Raw genomic sequence first — 19,365 nt, 5'->3', positions numbered from 1 at the left:
TACAAAGCAGTATGGCTGAAAAGGAGAAAATATTTATCTTTCAGGAAACTAAAAACCATGTTGAAATTTCTCACATTTCTGTCTTTGCTTTTTGCGTTTCAGGTATCTTCTCAATTGAAGCTTGAGGTAAAAGTGGTTGACTATGAGCAAAATAAATCTGTTTTGCCTAAAATCTTTGACGCATATCAATCAATGATTACCCATAAAGGATATATTTTAGAATTCACACTTACCAATACTTCAGATCAGCCTGTTTCTTTTCCTTTGGATACGCTGAGCTACGCAATCCCTTTTACAGAAGATACCCGTGTTTATTATGAAGAAGAGAATGTGTCATCAAATCCTGATAGGCTTTATCGTTTGGGTGTATATGGATTTATCCACCAGAATGGACCTGCACTTGAAGGAGATATAGGATGTGATATGCCTGATATTGTAGAGCATCCGGACCATAAAAAAGCTCGGGAAGAAAGAGAAAAGGCACTCAGTGAATGGAAGAGAAAGAATCATTTTAAAACTCAAGATTTGTTGGTCAATAACTGGTATATCATGAAAAGTATGGTCGTCATAAAACCCGAAGAACGCATTCAGTATAAAATTTATTTTAATCCCTTTTTTAAAAAATTATGTCACTACTGCTATACTGAATATTATGATGTTTTGAATCCTAAATTACCATACGAAGTGAATTTTAAAATCATTCTGAATAAAAACCTGTACACATTACTGACGGAAAAGCAAAAGCAGCAATATAAGAATCTGTATACGGAAGTGGTGACCTCAAATACACTTAGATTTGAAGGGCAGTAAAATTTACTTATTAATGATTATATGAATAAAACGAAGCGCTCCCAGGTATTATTTGACTTGTTTCATTCAGAATGACATCATTGAGATTGCCTCGTTTTTTGATCATTGTTTCTAGCTGAATTTTTGAATGGCTTCAGCGCTTACCGGCGTGAAAAAATTAATCAGATTCCCATCCGGATCAGAAAACAATAGCGAGCGGTTGCCCCAAGGCATGGTCGTTGGCTCCTGAATGATGCGATCTGTAAGGGTTTTAATTCTTTCATATTCATGATCCACATCAGAAACCATAAATTCTATAATGGTATTGTGATGGCCTTCAGAGACAGCTTGCTGTTCACTGCCAAACATTTTCATCGTTCGGGTACTCCCAATGGCGATGGTAATAGAGTTGGTAGAAAGCTCTGCAAAATCTTCCGTAAACCATCGTGCTGTTAAGCCTGTTACATTTTCATAAAACTGAACAGATTGTCTGATGTCCTGTGTGATAATTCTTAATGATGCTAATTTCATTTGTTTAAATTGTATTGTTGAATAATTTTAAACAAAGGTAAAAGAGAGTAGTGACAACAGGATGTCAGTAGATTTTTTACAGGTGGAAAAATGTGATCATGTTCAATATCATAAAAATCGTAACAATATATTTACTCCAAAAACCACAATTCAAAACTGCTGCCTTCCTGCAATGTCTTGTAATTAAGATAGCCGCCATGTGCTTCCATAATGCTCTTGGCAAGGGTAAGCCCAATTCCGGAACCGCTGTCCCTCGTTGTGAAAAAAGGCAGAAATATTTTGTCTTTGATTTCTGACGGAACTCCGGAACCATTATCCATAATACTTACAATGATCCGGTTGTTGTGAGTTTTTACTGTAGTGGTGATGACCTTGTTTTCCTGCTCTGTAAGGGCATGAATCGCGTTGAGATAAAGGTTGATCAGGCTGCGTTCCACCATTTTTTCATCAGCGGACACTCTATAATCTCCAAGATCTGTTACCATTTGAATCCTGTATTTTTCAAATTCCGGTTTCAGAAAGCTGATCGCAGATTCAATAACCTTTTTAAGCGAAACAGGAGCCAGAAGAGGTTTAGGCAATTCGGCGATCTGGCGGTAATGATCTACAAAATTTAAAAGCTGTTTCGATTTGGAATTGATGATCATCAGGCTGTCTTTCATTTCCTGCTGATCATCAGGCTCTATGATTTCCTGATTGCTGATGTATTCCAGGTTCTGGATCAGGCTGTTCACCGGAGTCAGCGTATTCAGAAGTTCATGAGAAATCACCTTCATCAGGTTATTCCAGGCAAGCTTTTCCTTTTGCTCGATAATTTTCTGAACAGATTCGAGGGTGATAACGTAGAAACGGTGTTGCGTATTCTTCACCTGCTTGGTTCTCAGTGAGAAAGACTGTTTGGAGTTGTTGTGAATGGAAATGTCGAAAAATTCCTGTGAGCTTTGATAGCCGGTTTCCTCAATAATCTTATAAAATTCCGGGACCTTTGATGCATATAGGTCCCATTGATTGTATTTGGGAACCTGCAGAATATTGAGGAAGGCTGCATTCACATAAAATACAGTCCAGTTCTTATCTTTTTCGGATAAAATGATCAGCCCGGTTTCCATTTGATCCAGGATGCTTTCATACAGAAGCTTATAAGAAGATAGAGAGAATTGTTCTTCTTTGCTTTGGTAATATAAACGGACGCTGCTATCAAGAAATCCGTCACCCTCTTCTTTGGGAAATAGAGAAAAGTCTTTTCTTCTGATGGAGGAAATGATTTTTTCCACTTTTGAGATCCGGGTGTTCAACGAAAAATGAGTAAAAACCACAAAAATGATCATGAGCAGTATGAAAAGCAGGGTATTGAACCATTTTCCTTCTGAAAAGAAATGATAGGCGATGATACCGCTTACAATCGCAAGCAGATGAAATAATAACCACAAAGAATGATTTTTCCGCATAAATTTTTCTCTATTTTTTTTGAACGTAATCAGTAACTGTGAAAAGGTACTTCAATTAACAATACGCTGATTACAAATCTAATATCCCGATCTATAGTCCAAATTTCTCCATCCGCCTGTATAAAGCAGCCCGTGAAAGCCCCAGGTCTTCTGCGGCCAGAGAAATATTTCCCGTATGTTTTCTTAACGCCTTTCTGATAAGAATTTCTTCCATCTCTTCGATATTGAGGTTGACGATCGTGCTTTCCTGCTCTTCCAGTTGAGGGATAAGCAATTGAAGCTTGTGGTCATTGGATAGAATGACACTTCTTTCCAGGCAATGATCCAGTTCCCGGATGTTTCCGGGCCATGGAAACTGAGTAAGACTAGCCTGCAAAGCCTCTGTAAACTCAAGGGCAGGTTTATGGTATTTTTGTTTATAACGGTCAAGAAAATATTGAGCGAGTAAACCAATATCTTCCGGCCTGTCCCGTAAAGCCGGGATCTGAACTTCTACCGTATTGATCCTGTAATAGAGATCCTGACGGAAACGGTTCTCAGCAACGGCTTTTTTCAGATTTTCATTGGTAGCAAAAATAAAACGGACATCCAGTACACGTTCTTTTGATTCTCCTAATCTGGATAGCTTTCTGTTTTGGATCAGGCTTAATAGTTTGGTTTGAAGCTGGAGGGGAAGATTTCCGATTTCATCCAGAAAAACAGTTCCGTTCTGTGCATTTTCAATTTTTCCTGTGTAATCCTGATAGGCATCGGTAAAAGCCCCTTTTTTGTACCCGAACAATTCGGATTCAAAAAGATTTTCTGAAATACTTCCCAGATCAATATGTACAAATGGCTGGTTTTTCCTTTCAGATTGTTCGTGAATAGATTCCGCAAGAACATATTTACCGGTTCCATTCTCACCCAATAACAGAACATTGGCATCCGTGGAGGCTACTTTTCTGATCTGTTCCAATACTTCCTGCATTTTTGGGGAGTGGCTTTCCAGCTGATACTGACTATTTTTCTGGTTCACATTTTCCCATTGGCTGAGTTTTTTATTTTTTCTCGAAATATCTACAGCCAGATTGACCGATGCATACAGTTTTTCATTGTTCCAGGGTTTCAGGATAAAATCAGAAGCTCCGTTTTTTAAAGCTTCAACAGCCAGTTCCACTTCGCCATAAGCCGTCATCAGGATAATGGGAAGCTGAGGTTCCAGGGTTTTAATTTCGTTCATCCAGTACAGACCATCCTGTCCGCTTTCAAAACCTTTTCTGAAATTCATGTCCAATACAACGGCATCAACCTGATTTTCAGTTATGAACTTTAGAATTTCAGCCGGTTTGCTCAGGCAGCTTACCTGGGAAAAAAACTTTTTCAGCCAGACTCTTGCCGAGAACAATATATCTTCGTCATCATCTACGATGAGTATATGAGCTTCTTTTTTACGCATATTGAGGTTTTGACTCTTTTTAAAAATCGTTCTTTATGGTTAAAACTGTTCATTTCCGTACAAAAAGTGTCCGATAATGAACAGTCTTTTGATTGTTATTAAAGGGGTTATTGCAGATTTTCAAGGACTTATAAGTTTATATTTTTCTGGCATCTGCCTTGTGTAATCTATTGTAACAAAATGAGTTATCTTTAATATGGATACGAAAATAGTAAAAAAGAAATCGAAATTAAAATTTGTTTTAGGCGGATTGATCATATTGACGATGGTGATTCTCTCCAGCTGGTATTTTATGAACCAGAAAAAAACATATAATGTTTCAGCAGAAAATATTCAGACTGATCAGGTTACTGAGGGAAAATTTGAAGATATGCTGATGGTAACGGCACAAACCCAGTCACTCAATTCTTCACTGGTCAATGTTCTGGAAGGTGGAGCAGTAAAAGAGATCTTTGCAGAAGATGGACAAATGCTTACCAAAGACCAACCGATTGCAAGAGTATATAATCCTAATACGGAATTTACTTATATGAATCAGGAAACGGGAATTATGCAACAGATCAGCCAGATGCGGAATACACTCCTTGAATTGAAAAATCAGGAGCTGGCCCAGGATAAAGAGCTGCTGCAGGCACAAAATGATTACAATACGGCCCTTCAGAACTTCAGCCTGCAGAAGAGGCTTTATGATGCGGAGATCGGGAAAAAGACAGATTATGATATTAGCGTACAGAACCTTAATTATCAGAAACAGAGAAAAGCAATTGTTGAAAAAGGTTTTTCTACGGAGAAAAATTCAAGGAATGCCCAGATGTTGGCCATTAATACTTCAATGGGACAGATGGATAGAAGTCTTCAGGTTTTACGTTCCAACAAAAACAATTTCCTGATCATGGCACCTGCTTCCGGAAGGCTTTCTTCATTTGCTATTTCATTGGGAGAAAACCTCACCACCGGTCAGAGTATAGGGAAAATAGACCTGATGGATGGATATAAGCTGGTAGCCAAAGTGGATGAATACTATATCAATAAACTTCACACCGGGATCAAGGGAATGCTTGATAATAATAACGAGGCTTATAACGTCATTATCTCCAAAATTCTGCCGGAAGTAAAAGACGGGCAGTTTCAGGTAGAACTTAATTTCACTGACAAAAAGCCGGAAAACCTGAAAATAGGGATGACTTTCGGTGTGAAACTGAAACTTTCAGCCGATACCCGGAGTATCATGGTTCCCAAAGGAAATTTCTCAAAAGATACCAATGGAAAATGGATCTTTGTAGTCAAAGGAAACAGAGCCGAAAAGAGAACCATCAGTCTTGGAAGAGAAAACCCGCTTTATTATGAAGTATTATCAGGATTGAAGGCAGGGGAGACCGTTATTATATCAGATTATTCGGATCTGAAAAAATATGAAACCCTTGATATTAAAAAGTAAAAAGATGAATATTTTTAACCTTTCATTCTTGTCATTTATAAAAGAACTTAATCAATTAAACCCATAAAAAACATTATCATGATCAATATACATAATCTTTCAAAAATTTACAGAGCAGAAGATGTGCAGACTCATGCCTTAAATGAGGTGAGTATGAGCATTAAAGAAGGTGAATTCCTTGCTATAATGGGCCCTTCAGGATGTGGTAAATCTACATTCTTAAATATTATCGGACTGCTCGATACCGCTTCATCAGGCTCTTACAAATTTGAAACGGCAGAAATGATGGGATTGAACGAAAGAAAAAAATCAGAAGTCCGTAAAAAAAATATAGGTTTTATTTTCCAGAATTTTAATCTGATTGATGAATTGACTGTTTATGAAAACATTGAACTGCCTCTGATCTATAATGGTGTTTCTTCTTCCGAAAGAAAAAGCAAAGTGGAGGAAATCATGGAAAAAATCAATATTGCGCATCGTGCCAAACATTATCCACAACAGCTTTCAGGAGGGCAACAGCAAAGAGCGGCAGTAGCGAGAGCCTTGGTGACCAAACCTAAACTGATCCTGGCGGATGAGCCCACAGGAAATCTGGACAGCTCGAACGGTAATGAAGTGATGAATCTTCTGGCCGAACTTCACAGAGAAGGATCTACGATTGTCATGGTGACACACTCTTCATATGATGCCGGTTTTGCCTCCCGTATTATCAATATGAAAGACGGTGAAATTTTCAGTGAAGAACATGCTTCCCAAAGAAAAGATGTCTTTGCCAAAGCAGATGCCGGAGTATTCGAATAAATCGGAAGGCTTTCATCAAAATCATTAACTACAATACTATTATTATGCTTACCAACTGGCTCAAAATTGCCTTGATCAATTATAAAAAGAACTGGCTGTCCACCTTTATCAATTTATTTGGACTCACCATAGGATTAACGGGGTTTATGCTCATTCTCATGCATTGGAATGATGAAGAATCTTATGAGAGATGGAATCCTAAAAGAGATAATATCTATGCTTTCCAGTCTTATTCCAAGAAAGAGAATTCTTATGGGAATAATATCTCTGTTCCGATGGCAAGGCGTGCCAAAGAAGTGATCCCGGGAGTTGAGGATTATGTTTTGCTAGGTTCATCAGGAATAGGCGTGAAAATGATCACAAAAAATAAAACAGCCTTTCAGCAGGATGGGATGTCGGCTTCTGAAAACTTTTTCAACTTTTTTCCGTTTAAACTGGTTGCCGGAAGCTATAAAGATGCGTTGAAGGGGGCAAGTACCATTGCGCTTTCCACGGCTGCTGCCAAAAATATTTTTGGAAAAACCAATGTGGCAGGAGAAAGTGTCAAATTCGATGATAAAAATTATATTGTTACCGCTGTATATGAGCTGCCTAAAGAAAACTCTCAGGTAAAGCCGGAATTTCTGATCAATCCTGTTGAAAATATTAAAAATGATGAAAACAGCTGGGGGAACTTCAGTTATGGCTGTTTTTTTATGTTGAAAAAAGGAACAGATCCGGTTACGGTACAAAAAAAGTTTGTAAAAGATATTTTCGAATACCGTGCAGCACTGGATGGGAAATCTGCCGGATTATCTGTAAAGCAATATATGGACCTATATGGACCCACAGATAGTTTGCTGACTCCATTGGATGAGATGAAACTGCATGTGAAAGCTTCGTGGTTTTCCAATCCGGATTTCAAAACACTGATGATTCTATTTACCCTGTCTGTTCTGATTGTGATTTTATCAGCCATTAATTTCATCAATCTGAAAACGGCACAGGCTTCTCAGCGGGCTAAAGAAATTGGAGTGAGAAAAGCAATTGGTAGTACCAAAGCGGATCTTGTTCTGCAGTTTCTGTTGGAAACATTTGTGATCTGTATGGCTTCTTATCTGCTTTCATTGGCTTTGACAGAGCTTTTACTACCAGGTTTCAACAAGTTTTATAATAAGGAAATAAAAATGAATGACTGGCATATTTACCTTTATTCTTTTGGAATGGTCATGATCGTTACATTGATTTCCGGGCTTATTCCGGCCATTTATCTGTCGAATTTCAAAGCCATAGAAACGTTGAAGGGAAATTTTGCAAGAAGTAAACACGGGGCGTGGCTGAGAAACGGAATTCTGACTTTACAGCTGATTATCTCTTCATTCTTCATCATCGGCGGCCTGATCGTTAATCAGCAGGTAAAATATATGATGAATAAAGATCTTGGCTACAATGGTAAACAGATTATTATGATCAACTTCAGCGAGAGTAATCCGAAACCATGGCTGAAGTATGAACGCCTTAAAACAGAAATGAAAAAGATCCAGGGCGTGAATGATGTCTCTTATGGAGAAGCAGTACCGGGAAGTGGAAGGTTTGGCAGTTCCAATATGGATTTTAGAGATAAGAGCATCCAGGCTCAACATGGCTCTATGGATTTTAATTATCTGAAATTTCTGAATGTAAAGCTTAAAAAAGGACGTTGGCTGGATCCGAACCTTGCCTCAGACACGATCAGCAATATTTTGGTCAACGAAGCTTTTGTAAGAAAATTCGGATGGAATGATGATGAGGCTTTGAAAAATTTGATTCAGCCGGGGTTTGATAATAAAAAGTATAAAATCGTGGGCATCGTAAAAGATTTTAACCTGAGAAATTTAAAAACAGAAATAGAACCGGTGGTGTTTTTCCATTACAAGCAGACGGAATGGAAGAGATCCACGGTCTATAATATTCAGCTGAAAATAGATCCTAATGATATTGACGGAACCGTAAAAAGGCTGAAAACCTACTGGCAGACTCATGTGGAGCCTGGTTATCCTGTCGATTATTATTTCCTGGATCAGAAATTTGCCAAAACCTTTAAAGCCTATCAAAAACAGCAGCAGCTGTTTACAATTCTGAATGCCATGGTATTGATGGTAGCTTTACTGGGACTTTTTGCACTTTCTTCGTTGATGATTGAGCAGAAGCTGAAAGATGTGGCCATCAGAAAAACATTGGGGGCTTCAGATCATACGCTGGTATTCGGATTGACACGTCAGTTCCTTTGGATCGCAGTGATTGCCGTTCTGATCAGTGTTCCGATCTGTTATTATCTGATGAATGAATGGCTGAAAGATTTTGCCTACAGGATTGATATGCCGGTGTGGCCGTTTATTGCAAGTTTTCTGATCTTGCTGGGATTAACCTTTGCAGTAGTAAGCATCAAAGCTTATAAAGCGACCAAAGTAGATCTGGTAAAATACCTGAAGTATGAATAATGGAGCCATTGCTCATTAATGATTAAAACCGGAACGTACTCATGAAAAATCTTATTTTCCTGTTTTTTGTTGGCCTTTATCCGGCACAGCAAACATGGAACCTGCAGCAATGTCTCGAATATGCGTCTACGCATCACCCTCTGGTAAAGCAGGCTACAGTGAATGTCAGTAAAAATGAAAAACTTATTACGGGATCAAAAGGAATGCTGCTGCCTTCCGTGGAAGCGGGAGTAAGACATACCTATAGTTTTGGGTCTTCTATCAACCAGTCCAGTAACCAGAGGGAGGCGCTCAATACTCAGTATGATCAGTTCTATGCCCAGGCAGACTGGAGCCTGTTCAACTGGAAAAATATTCTGGACATTTCTTTGTCTAAACTGAATAAAGATACCAGTATTTATAAACTTAAATTAGCTCAGAATAAAGTAAAACTGAATGTTATTCAAATGTTCTTTGCCTACCAGAACAGCAGAAGCTGGCTGGAAGTACTGGAAACGCAGATCTCCGGAATGGAAGAGCAGATCAGGCGTACTGAAAAAGAAGTGGAAATAGGGAATAGGCCCAAAAGTGATGTGTATGACATTAAAGCAAACCTGGGAACTTTGCAGGAGCAGTGGGTGTCTGCCAAGAACCAGCGGGATCAGTCAAAAATCAATCTGTTGAATGCGTTGGCTTTTAATGGAGATACTCTGGATTTTGTGATGGCCAACGAAAACCTTTCAGCTGCAGCAGAATTTCAGGATCCGGATTTTACTAAAAAACTGCTGGAAAAAAATCCGGCTTATCAATCTGTAATGGCAGAAATAAAAGGGCAGGAGAAAAGAGAAGATATGGCCAGGGCAGATTATCTGCCTACTTTGAACGGGAGTTATAGCTGGTCTACATTTTATAATAAAGTGTTGGGAAAGGATAACGGTTCCACGATCAGTTTTTCCGATCAGTTTTCACAAAATAAAAATCAGTCTTTGAATTTTGGTCTCAGCATTCCTGTTTTTAATAAGCTACAGGTGAAAACCAATGTGGAAATAGCCAAACTGAATATTATTAATGCAAATTATGATAAAGAATTGGTCGTCAATGATCTGACACAGAATATCAATTCCATCAAAGCTCAGTTTTTAAATGCTCAGGAAAAATACAACTTATTGGATGCCAATTTTGAAAATCAAAAATTATCCTTCCAGAAATCTGAAGAAAAATACAAAGAGGGATTAATGGATGCCTATACATTTTTTGTGGTCCGGAATGGATGGCTCCAGGCCAATTATAATCTCATCAGCAGCAAAAATGATGTCATTCAGCAGACAGAATTGCTGAAAGTACTTCAATCGGAATTTTAAGTTTCAAATCAGTCATATTTTTTAAGAAAGCAGTCTTCATGATTTTGAAGGCTGCTTTTATTTTGTGGCCGGGATAGCTTTCTTAAAGACATAAAACAGATCAATATCAGCGCTTTTTGGGTTTTCCAATACTCTTCAAGAAGATCTGCGATAGATGGTAGAAAATAATGAGGACTTTGTGTACTCAATTGTATTGAAGTTTTTTGATGTTTCTATGCTTTGTATAACCACGAATTTACGAATTTTTATTAGTGTATTCGTGGCATAATTCTATTACTAATACAGTATGTTGTAAGCTCGTCTATAGAATATTTGCTGTGGTAAAAAAAGAAGGGTCTTTTGTCAATTTAACATGGATGTTTTAGAATACACACGAATGAATTTTTGATACGTAATATGAAGCATACACACATTGTCATTTATTGCGTCAAGTTTTGTCGCAGTATATTGATAGCTTTGCATAAGATCATGAAAGTTGAGTTATTTTTATTGAATACATATTAATAAGTCATAATTGTTTGTATTGAATACAATTAATTTTACTTTTAAGCGTTACAAGATAAATTTGTAAAAAAAACTAAAACTGTTAACTCAAAAAACAACACAGGAATGAAAAAAGTTTATTTCAGTGCATTGACATTATGCATGTTCCTCGGTATGTCTGCCCAGGAAGTAGTATGGCAAAAAGACATCAAATCCTCTACACAGGATTTTCTAAGCCAGATTACCACTACAATCGATCAGCAATATTTGATCACAGGAAGCTCTATTCAAAGTGATAAGCAACAGACTTCAGGCAGTAAGCAAAACAACGGCTACGATTTCCATCTTGTAAAATTGAATCAACAAGGAGATGAAGTCTGGGAAAAGTATTTTTCAGGGCAAAATCATGACTATTTATCAGCAACAGTTACCACTCAGGATGGTGGATTCCTTTTGGCCGGAACTTCTTATTCAGGAAAAGGTCTGGATAAAAAAGAGGATTCTAAAGGGGGATCAGACATCTGGCTGATCAGAATTAATGAATTTGGCGATGAATTATGGCAAAAAACTTTAGGGACTTCCTCTGATGAAGAAGCAAGATCAGTGATTCAAACGACCGATTTAGGTTTTTTTGTGGCTGGAAATGTACAAAACTCCTCCAAAGGCTTTGGTTCCAAAGATGTTTGGATCACCAGGTTGGATAAAGATGGAAAAGAACTTTCACAACTGATTTTAGGCGGAAAAGGTCTGGATGAAGTTGAAAAAATGATTCCAACGAAAGACGGTGGGGCATTACTGGGAATTTATTCCCGAAGCTCTGAGGTTCGTGAGACGGGTTCCGGAGTAAGAAATCCTGAAAGTAAATCCTCAACCGAAAGTACTGCTACCCGCAACCTAACATCTGCCACTTCCAAACAAAGCACCAACTTCGGTGAAGGCGACTACTGGATCGTAAAACTTGACAGAAACGGAAAAGTAGAATGGGAAAAGAATTATGGTGGAAAAGGCGATGATCATATCAGAACTTTAGCCTTGACATCAACCGGTTATATCATCGGTGGCGAATCCAGATCAGAAAGATCAGGTAACAAAACAGTAGGTATTGAAGAAGGAACAGACCTTTGGTTGATTTCCCTGAATGAAAGAGGTGAAGAACAGTGGCAAAAATCCTACAACTTCAAAAATCGTGATGTTTTGATGGGAATGAGTGTGATCCATTCTTCAGATGACAAATCTTCCAAAGGAATTCTTTTAGGTGGTTATACTCAGGCAGAAGGTAGAATAGAAAAAGATGATGAAACGTTCTGGATGCTGTATCTGGATCAGAACGGAAATGAGCAATGGAGAAAACACGTAACAGGAGAATCAAGACAGAGAGAAGAGAGACTTTCAGATTTGAAGCTGAACAGAGATGGCTCTATCATTTTAGCCGGAACCAGCGCAACAGAACTTGGAAAAGAGAATTGGAAGATTGTAAAACTTGGAGACAAACAAGTTAATCAGCTGATCGAAAAACAAGACATCAAGATTTATCCAAACCCTGTATCTGATTATGCCTATGTAGAAATTGGTTTTGATTTCAAGGAAGCGGATATTCTGTTGTACGATATGAGTGGAAGACAGCTTCAGAGTTTGAAAACAAAGAACAATGTTACGAAGATTAATACTCAGGCTTTGGTGCAGGGAGCTTATCTGGTGACGATCAAAACGGATAATAATAAAACAGCGAATGCAAAGCTCATAAAGAAATAAACGAAGATGAAATTAATTAAATTATTTATAATTTTCATTACCGTCCTTAGCTGTAAAATTTCAGCTCAAATGAGTAATGGAAGTTCAGAACAGAAAAAAAATATTGTAGCTTTTCCAACATCTGCAAATGCTTATGCAATTGACAAGGTGGGTAAGTTACCGATTGATTTATTTAGAGGAAAAGCCAATATTAATATTCCTTTTTACACTATAAATGTTGATGGAATTAATATTCCAATTGCCCTATCTTATAATACCGGTGGAATAAAATTGAATGAAGTAGCCAGTACTGTCGGTTTAGGCTGGTCATTAAGTATTCCAAATACCATTAGCCAAAATATTATGGATAAGGATGATAAATATTCTTCTCTGTATACTAAAGATATAAATGTTGTAAATGCAAAAATTAGGTCTGTAGGGATGTATGATGATGATATTCGACAAATTATCGAGGATCATTATGAAGGAGTGTATGATACGAGACCGGATTTATTTAATTATTCTCTTCCTTTAGGAAGCGGTAATTTCATTTTTAATAATAGTACCGGATACACTATTCCCCATGAAGATTTACTCATTACTGCTACAAATAATAAAAAGAACATTAAGATTGTAGGAACAGATGGTACTTCTTACTTCTTAAGCACCAAAAATAGAACAATTGTAGATTCAGGCATTCCCGGCAGTACTACTGCAAGCAGCGAAACGATGTATCAAATTGATAGTATAAGAACAGTAACGAATAAAAAGGTTTTATTTGAATATGGAAAAGGTTATTCTTATACAGAAAAGAGTACAACAGAAAAAGTGAATGTTAATATTACTAATGCAAATGAAATTGATCCTTCTGCAGAAATGCCTTTAAGCTTGCCAGATTACGAAAGATATTCTGGTACAGTATTAAATACAGAAAAACTTATTACAAAAATTATCTTTCCGGATGGAGTCGTTTATTTTAATTACTCTAATGATGGCTTACCATTTTCAGACGGCACAAGCTTAAGAAAGGATATTTGGGCAAATGATGGTGTTGCTCTACGCCAAATTCTGATAAAAGATAAATATGAAAAGGTTATCAAAAATTATCATTTGAATTTTGCCTACTTTGTCTCAAATTCCGGAAGCAGCAATTTTCAGGATTATAGACTTAAATTATTAAACGTTTATGATGATTTAAAGAATACCTATCATAAATTCTATTATGATGAAAGTCAGTTATTTCCTGCACGTAATTCCAGTAACGATGATTATTGGGGGTATATTAACTCTACAATGTATGGTGAAACAACTTCTAATATTCCGGATAAAATTTATACAGATTATACTTCTAAAAATATTACAATTCCAAGCCAATATACAAGAGACAGGAATACCAATCCTATGTATACACAAATTGGTGTCTTAAATAGGATTGATTATCCTACAGGTGGAAGCAAATATCTTTACTATGAAAATGCGAATAAGTTTTTTACCCGAACGGATTACCAGTGGGGGTATATTGATAATTTCAAAAACGTTCTTTCAGAACCTGCAGGAGGTCTTAGCGATACTTTTGGAAATGTCAATCAATCTGTAACAATTCCCCCTGGCTTTTTTATTGGAAAAGAGAACCCAAAAATAAGATTAGTATTTGGAAATACATGTGAAAATAATGTAGATGACGAAACAAGTCAGATTCATGACACATCATGTTATGGAAATGCTACTGCTAATGGTATGCATTATGGAACTAATGGTAAACCGGGAATCTTTGAAATCAATGACCTAAGCAGCCCTATTAATATTTCATTATCAAGAATGGGAAAATGTACATGTGGCTACGGAATAGATGTTATTTATGGACAATATAATAAAGTGAACACTAATCTTCCTATTGGCGGGCTTAGAATTAAGAAGGTTGAAGACAAAAATGAGAATAATTTTGTTAATACTTACAATTATAAATATGAGGTATTAGATCCATCAACAAATACTTACAAAAGTAGTGGTGTTTTAAATATGCCATTTGAATATACAAGTTTATTAAAAAGGTATATAACTCAGAGTACTGACGGAAAAGAAATATATCCTCCATCTATACAAAAGTATTTGGTTATTAATAATTCAAGTACCAATTAAAGTGGATATAATTCCTCCGATGTCGTTACTTACAAGCAGGTTACAGAATATAATGATTTGGGTCAGACTGTGAATGTTTTTTCCCGAACTAATAATTCAGATAGTGATAAAATGTACACTCATATTTATTCAAATTACGATGAATGGAAGAATGGGTTATTAGAAAAAAATATCATACTCAATAAAGCGGGTGATACGGTAAGGGTGCAAACCAACAAATATGTTTTTAATAGTTTAAAAAATCCTAAGTCTGGCTTTACAATTTATGAACCCGATCAAATAGCCTTTGCATTAAATCTGGATATAGACAAATTTCCAAAACTAGTTACAACTAGCATTACGTATCCGGGCCAACAACCCATCTATACCTCATTCTATCCCGTTAATAAAGAAATTATATCAATAAACTCTGGAAAAATAGAAAATGTTGAATCCAAAACAGTTGAATATTTTCCCAATCATACAATAGAAACGGTTTCCAAAAATCTTTATTCAGATACGGATATCAATAAACCTATCAATCTCCAAAGCACAGAAAATATAATGTCGAGTGGGGAAAAATTAAAAACCGTCTACTCTTATGCTACTGAAAAAGGCAACCAATTAATGATCGACCGAAATATGATTGGTATTCCATTAGAAACAATGGCAACCCGAACTATTGGAAATGTCACAAAAATATTAGGTAAATCAGAAACAATTTATCCTACAGTACTTCCAACAGCACAAACAGGAAATTTGATATTACCATTGTCATCAATCTCTTACGATATATCAGATAACACACCATCCACAGATGTAAAGTTTGATAAATACGATGACAAAGGAAACCTTCAACAGTATACTACAAGAGGGGGTACTTCAGTAACTGTAATCTGGGGATACAATAAAACGCAACCCATTGCAAAAATAGAAGGAGCACAACTATCAGATATTTCACAATCCACAATAGATGCAATTGTTAATGCATCCAATACTGATGCTTCTGCTGGGCCAAACAATGATGAAACCGCCTTATTTACTGCATTTAAAACATTCAGAGATAATTTACCAAATTATCAGATTACGACCTATACTTATGATCCATTGATCGGAGTAAGAAGCATTACCCCACCGTCCGGTATCAGAGAAAACTATATCTATGATGCAGCCGGCAGATTGGAAAAAGTGATTGATATGGATGGCAAGATCCTGAAAGAAATGAAATACAACTATAAAAACTAATACCTGATGAAAAAAATATTAATCCCCATAGGAATCTTGGTGGTAGGTACTGTGAAGTCCCAGCTTACCCCGCTTCCTAATACTGAAAACTATATACAGACAAAAACCTATCTTGATTATAACGGAACCCAGGCGACCAAATCGGCGGAAACCGTTCAGTATTTCGATGGATTAGGCAGAGCTAAACAGGTGGTAAATGTAAAAGCGTCACCATTAGGCAGAGATATAGTAACGCCTATAGTCTATGATAATTTTGGGCGACAGACCAGAGATTATCTTCCCATTCCTCAGTCCGGAACCCAAAACGGGACAATTTATCCCCAGACACCGGGTATGGTAAACTTTCCCGTAAGTGATGCTACAGGAATCTATACAGGCGAAAAGATCTATTCAGAAAAAGTACTGGAAAATTCTCCTTTGGATAGGATACAGCAGCAGATTCAGGTAGGAAATGCCTGGAATACCAAACCTGTGAAGTTTGAATATTCAGCTGTTTCCGTTAATGACCAGGTAAGAAAATTTACAACCGTTACCACCTGGGAAAATGGAGCCACGAAATCGGTATTAGGTGAAAACTGGCTGTATACGGATAACCAATTATATAAAAATACGGTTACTGATGAAGATGGGAATAAAACCATAGAATTCAAAAATGGCAATGGCCAGCTTATAATGGTGAGAAAAGAAGATGAAAGCAGTACCTATTATGTATATAATGAATATGACCAGCTAGCCTTTGTTATACCTCCTATAGCCAGTATGAGAGGTGATATTGTTCCCAATACCACAAAACAAGATGAACTCTGCTATCAATACCGCTATGATGGCAGGGGCAGACTTGTGGAGAAAAAACTTCCCGGAAAAGGTTGGGAATTTATGATATATGACAAACAAGACCGATTGGTAGCCACTCAGGATGCAGAATTAAAGCTCAAAGGTCACTGGCTGTACACTAAATATGACGCATTTGGAAGAGTCGCGATTACCGGTATAAGTACAGGTGGAGAAAGATCTCAGGAACAAAGTATTGCTAACGGATATGCTTCAAACAGTGTCAATAGAATCAATACTGCTTTTTTCGAAAGACAGGGAATGAATGTGTACTATGATAATCCTGATACTACTTATCCCAATTCAACGAAATGGGTGACTTTATTATCCTTAAACTATTATGACAGCTATCCTTCCTATGGTTTTAACCCCGCACTTCCGGCCAATACCCCTGAAATGACCGTTTTAACGGCTACCCCTACTTCAGATGGGAGAAGCACCAAAGGCTTACCTGTCATGAGTTTTGTAAAGAATATTGAAGATGACAACTGGACGAAGAATTACACGTATTATGATCAGAAAGCAAGAGTAATAGGAACCCATTCCATTAATCATTTGGGAGGCTATACCCGAACAGAATCCAAACTGGATTTTGCAGGTTTACCACTACAGGCCCTTACCCGACATAAAAGATTGACTTCCGATACAGAAAGGGTGATCACAGAGAATTTTGAATACGATTCACAAAACAGACTGTTGGTACACAAACATCAGGTAGACAATAATCCTGTAGAATACCTTACCCAGAACAAATACAATGAACTTTCGCAGCTTGAATCTAAGAAAGTAGGAGGTATTGCAGCGGCTTCACCACTTCAGCAGATTGATTACCGATACAATATCAGAGGCTGGATGACCAGAATCAATGATCCTTCTAATCTGAACGGAAAACTGTTTGGATATGAAATAAAGTATCACAATCCGGCCAATACTCAGGTAGTTGGCAGATACAATGGAAATATAGCAGAAGTAGACTGGAACAATGGCTCTGAAAATCTATTGAAACGCTATGATTACGAATATGACAAGGTCAATAGATTGACCAAAGCTTTTTATAAAGAACCTTCAACGGGTATCAGCGGAACCTTTGATGAACATCTAACCTATGATCTGAACGGAAACATCGGTACCCTGAAACGTTGGGCAGTTCCAGTATATGGGCTAACTTCTACTTTGGTGGATGATCTTACTTATCAATACGTTGGAAACCGTTTGAATAAGGTAATAGAAGATGGAATGAATGATACCGGCTATGAAGGTGGAAATAATCTTATTGATTATAATCTGAATGGCAGCATGATTAATATGAAGGATAAAGGTATTAATACCATTACGTATAATTATCTTAATTTACCAAATGCTTATTCGGTTGAAAATGAGGTTTTTGGAATTACTATGTATATAGGTTTGAATTATCTTTATCGTGCAGATGGAACCAAGTTGAGAAAAATGTATTCAACTACACCTCCAAGAGGAATAACAAGTACCACTATAACCGATTATCTGGATGGGTTCCAGTATACATATAGAGACAGTGGTGGAATATGTCTGGGGTGCCGCACTGCATCTGCTTTTGAAGAACAAGCTTATAAGGGTATCGGACAAACCATTCCTGATCTAGGAGAACCACCAACATGGAAGCTAGATTTTGTCCCTACAGCAGAAGGTTTTTATAGTTTTGAAGAAAATCGTTATATTTATCAGTACAAAGATCATCTTGGCAATACTCGGGTAAACTTTGCCAAAAACAGCGCAGGCGCTCTTGAAATAACCGATACCAATAATTACTACCCATTTGGAATGAACCATATAGGTGGGATTAAAAGCCAGTTGGGAGGATATTTGAATTATAAGTATAACGGCAAAGAGTTGCAGGAGACGGGTATGTATGATTATGGAGCGAGGATCTATATGCCGGATATTGGAAGATGGGGTGTTGTTGATCCGCTGGCGGAGAAGATGACAAGATTTAGTCCGTATAATTATGCTTTTAATAATCCTATAAGCTTTATAGATCCAGATGGAAGAGAAGGAAAAGGATGGATACATCAGGTTATAGGAGAACAACATAATTTAATATATAATGCTAATATTAATACTACCCAAGAAGCCTTGGATGCAGGGTATGCAAATGTATATGGAGTAGCTGAAACAGGTCAGGTTACTGACGAAACTAATGGTAATGTAACATATACTTTAAATGCAGATGGAACTTATACAGATGCAGATGGTAATACTTCATATGGAGCGAAGACAACAGCAGGAGGAATGTATATAAAAGGCCAAGGTGCTTTTGATCTTACAAAATATCTATCTCATTTAGGAGATGAAGGTGGTAATTTTTATACAAATTTAGGGGGTGCAGCTCCTTTAAATTATACGAATCCTTTTTTTAGAGGGGATATAGACAAAATTGTGAGTTTGGATGGTTTTATGGGAATGGTTAATAGTTTGAGTAGAGGAAATGATGGGAAAGATAAAATAAACTTTATGGTAGATGTAATGTCATTAGTTGATTTGGGGGTATCTGCCCTAACAGGAAATAAGAAAATTGATTCTGTGTATTATGATACTTGGACAATTGACAAACAAGGTAAAATTAAAGATACGCTTCCAGGTATTCCTATGGGAAAAAAATGGGATAGTGAAAGGTATATTCGTTTTATGACAACAACAGATTCTGCAAGAAGTGCGAAAATTAAAGCTTTAAAATAGT

The 19,365-nt window shown here is 37.0% G+C and carries 12 protein-coding genes; 9 read left to right on the top strand and 3 right to left on the bottom strand.

All coding sequences use genetic code 11. From position 1 onward, the window contains the following. The first annotated feature begins 57 nt into the window (after positions 1-57). A complete protein-coding gene (locus AC106K_RS22940; RefSeq protein ID WP_482447813.1) occupies positions 58-810 on the top strand; it encodes a hypothetical protein in 753 nt (250 codons plus the stop codon). A 111-nt stretch (positions 811-921) separates the two neighbouring features. Here the strand turns inward: AC106K_RS22940 and AC106K_RS22935 are convergent, their stop codons facing one another. The 3 genes from AC106K_RS22935 to AC106K_RS22925 form a co-directional block, all read right to left on the bottom strand. Beyond that, positions 922-1,320, bottom strand: a complete 399-nt coding sequence (locus tag AC106K_RS22935) for a VOC family protein (protein WP_482447812.1) — start codon at positions 1,318-1,320, stop codon at positions 922-924. Between the two features lie 131 nt (positions 1,321-1,451). Continuing rightward, on the bottom strand, positions 1,452-2,768 hold the full coding sequence (locus tag AC106K_RS22930) for a sensor histidine kinase (RefSeq protein ID WP_482447810.1): 1,317 nt from the start codon (positions 2,766-2,768) through the stop codon (positions 1,452-1,454). A gap of 91 nt (positions 2,769-2,859) precedes the next feature. Next, positions 2,860-4,203, bottom strand: a complete 1,344-nt coding sequence (locus tag AC106K_RS22925) for a sigma-54-dependent transcriptional regulator (RefSeq protein WP_482447808.1) — start codon at positions 4,201-4,203, stop codon at positions 2,860-2,862. Positions 4,204-4,399: 196 nt separating this feature from the next. Between AC106K_RS22925 and AC106K_RS22920 the strand changes: the two genes are divergently transcribed. From AC106K_RS22920 to AC106K_RS22885, 8 genes are all read left to right on the top strand, one after another. After that, on the top strand, positions 4,400-5,641 hold the full coding sequence (locus tag AC106K_RS22920; protein WP_482447807.1) for an efflux RND transporter periplasmic adaptor subunit: 1,242 nt from the start codon (positions 4,400-4,402) through the stop codon (positions 5,639-5,641). Positions 5,642-5,719: 78 nt separating this feature from the next. Beyond that, on the top strand, positions 5,720-6,442 hold the full coding sequence (locus AC106K_RS22915) for an ABC transporter ATP-binding protein (RefSeq protein ID WP_482447806.1): 723 nt from the start codon (positions 5,720-5,722) through the stop codon (positions 6,440-6,442). A 44-nt stretch (positions 6,443-6,486) separates the two neighbouring features. Continuing rightward, on the top strand, positions 6,487-8,901 hold the full coding sequence (locus AC106K_RS22910) for an ABC transporter permease (RefSeq protein WP_482447804.1): 2,415 nt from the start codon (positions 6,487-6,489) through the stop codon (positions 8,899-8,901). A 41-nt stretch (positions 8,902-8,942) separates the two neighbouring features. Continuing rightward, positions 8,943-10,241, top strand: coding sequence for a TolC family protein (locus AC106K_RS22905; RefSeq protein ID WP_482447802.1), 1,299 nt, complete (start codon positions 8,943-8,945; stop codon positions 10,239-10,241). Positions 10,242-10,850: 609 nt separating this feature from the next. Then, positions 10,851-12,476: a T9SS type A sorting domain-containing protein gene (locus tag AC106K_RS22900; protein ID WP_482447801.1), complete on the top strand. Its 1,626-nt coding sequence runs from the start codon at positions 10,851-10,853 to the stop codon at positions 12,474-12,476. Positions 12,477-12,482: 6 nt separating this feature from the next. Continuing rightward, positions 12,483-14,594, top strand: coding sequence for a hypothetical protein (locus AC106K_RS22895; protein ID WP_482447800.1), 2,112 nt, complete (start codon positions 12,483-12,485; stop codon positions 14,592-14,594). A gap of 111 nt (positions 14,595-14,705) precedes the next feature. Beyond that, positions 14,706-15,818, top strand: coding sequence for a hypothetical protein (locus AC106K_RS22890; protein WP_482447798.1), 1,113 nt, complete (start codon positions 14,706-14,708; stop codon positions 15,816-15,818). A gap of 6 nt (positions 15,819-15,824) precedes the next feature. Beyond that, a complete protein-coding gene (locus AC106K_RS22885; protein ID WP_482447796.1) occupies positions 15,825-19,364 on the top strand; it encodes a DUF6443 domain-containing protein in 3,540 nt (1,179 codons plus the stop codon). The last annotated feature ends 1 nt before the right edge of the window (position 19,365 follow it).

The sequence above is a fragment of the Chryseobacterium sp. FR048 genome (assembly GCF_056844665.1).
The sequence above is the reverse complement of the archived record's forward strand: the minus strand, read 5'-3'. Positions and strand labels throughout refer to the sequence as shown.

What these genes read in the sequence shown, in the direction of transcription:
- AC106K_RS22885 (WP_482447796.1), top strand. Translation starts at nt 15,825, where the DNA reads ATGAAAAAAATATTAATCCCCATAGGAATCTTGGTGGTAGGTACTGTG.
- AC106K_RS22890 (WP_482447798.1), top strand. Translation starts at nt 14,706, where the DNA reads ATGTACACTCATATTTATTCAAATTACGATGAATGGAAGAATGGGTTA.
- AC106K_RS22925 (WP_482447808.1), bottom strand. Translation starts at nt 4,203, where the DNA reads ATGCGTAAAAAAGAAGCTCATATACTCATCGTAGATGATGACGAAGAT.
- AC106K_RS22910 (WP_482447804.1), top strand. Translation starts at nt 6,487, where the DNA reads ATGCTTACCAACTGGCTCAAAATTGCCTTGATCAATTATAAAAAGAAC.
- AC106K_RS22935 (WP_482447812.1), bottom strand. Translation starts at nt 1,320, where the DNA reads ATGAAATTAGCATCATTAAGAATTATCACACAGGACATCAGACAATCT.
- AC106K_RS22895 (WP_482447800.1), top strand. Translation starts at nt 12,483, where the DNA reads ATGAAATTAATTAAATTATTTATAATTTTCATTACCGTCCTTAGCTGT.
- AC106K_RS22905 (WP_482447802.1), top strand. Translation starts at nt 8,943, where the DNA reads ATGAAAAATCTTATTTTCCTGTTTTTTGTTGGCCTTTATCCGGCACAG.
- AC106K_RS22940 (WP_482447813.1), top strand. Translation starts at nt 58, where the DNA reads ATGTTGAAATTTCTCACATTTCTGTCTTTGCTTTTTGCGTTTCAGGTA.
- AC106K_RS22900 (WP_482447801.1), top strand. Translation starts at nt 10,851, where the DNA reads ATGAAAAAAGTTTATTTCAGTGCATTGACATTATGCATGTTCCTCGGT.
- AC106K_RS22920 (WP_482447807.1), top strand. Translation starts at nt 4,400, where the DNA reads ATGGATACGAAAATAGTAAAAAAGAAATCGAAATTAAAATTTGTTTTA.
- AC106K_RS22915 (WP_482447806.1), top strand. Translation starts at nt 5,720, where the DNA reads ATGATCAATATACATAATCTTTCAAAAATTTACAGAGCAGAAGATGTG.
- AC106K_RS22930 (WP_482447810.1), bottom strand. Translation starts at nt 2,768, where the DNA reads ATGCGGAAAAATCATTCTTTGTGGTTATTATTTCATCTGCTTGCGATT.